This is a genomic window from Mesorhizobium kowhaii (assembly GCF_042431665.1).
In the GTDB taxonomy this organism is placed as follows: Bacteria; Pseudomonadota; Alphaproteobacteria; order Rhizobiales; family Rhizobiaceae; genus Mesorhizobium; species Mesorhizobium kowhaii.
The window spans coordinates 1-932 of record NZ_JBHLYT010000255.1; the positions used below are offsets into that span (position 1 = coordinate 1).

Annotated in this window: 2 protein-coding genes; both read right to left on the minus strand. The window is 68.0% G+C overall.

Features of this window, described 5'->3' with window-relative positions:
• On the minus strand, positions 1 to 583 hold a 583-nt coding region (locus ACFFNA_RS41050; RefSeq protein ID WP_378926212.1), incomplete at its 3' end, for an IS91 family transposase.
• A gap of 10 nt (positions 584 to 593) precedes the next feature.
• The coding region (locus ACFFNA_RS41055; protein WP_378926215.1) for a tyrosine-type recombinase/integrase at positions 594 to 932 on the minus strand (339 nt) is incomplete at its 5' end.

Genomic DNA, 932 nt, shown 5'->3' on the forward strand with positions numbered 1-932 from the left:
GGCGTGAGAGCACCCGGACCGGCAGGAAGAAGCCGGGCTTGCAGGCGATCCATCGCGTGCCGTCCGGCGAGAACCCGCCGCCTGGGACGACGCAGTGCAGGTGGGGATGGTGCAGCAAGTTCTGGCCCCAGGTGTGCAGCACGGCGAAGAAGCCGATCTCGGCACCCAGGTGTTTGGGATCGGCGGCAATGGTGCGCAGTGTCTCGGCGGTGGCGCGGAAGAGCAGACCGTAGACGAGCGCCTTGTTCTGATAGGCGATGGCGGCAATGTCACCCGGCAGCGTGAAGACGACGTGGAAGTACTGGGTGTCGAGAAGCTCGGCGCGACGGTCCTCCAGCCATTGCGCGCGGGCCAGCGATTGGCAGCGGGGACAATGTCTGTCGCGGCAGCTGTTGAAGGCGATGCGCTGGTGGCCGCATTGATCGCACTGCTCGACATGCCCGCCGAGCGCGGCGGTGCGGCAGAGTTCAATCGCCGTCATGACGCGACGCTGCGCAGTCGACAGCGACGCGTCATGCTGCACGCGATAGGCTTCGCCGTAGCGGCGGAATATATCCGCCACCTCCGGCCCCGAGCGGGCCATCGGCTCGAGCTCAGAAGTACTGAGGCTTGGCCGGTGGCAGCGGGGTGGGGGCCGGACGCGGCAAGAGCTCGAACGGGCTCGACGTGGCGCAGACCTTGTTGGTGGCGATCCGCAGGTAATGGGCGGTGGTCGCGAGGCTGCGGTGACCGAGCAGCAGTTGAATGGTGCGCACGTCGGCGCCGGCCTCCAATAGATGGACGGCGAAGGCGTGCCGCAGGCTGTGCGGCGTGACCGGTTTGGGCAAGCGGGAGAGGTCGCGCGCTTTCGCGCAGGCTTGTCCCACCGCATCCCTGGTGATCGGCTGGCCGGCACGATCGCCGGGGAAGAGCCACGCCTCTGGCCGGCGCAC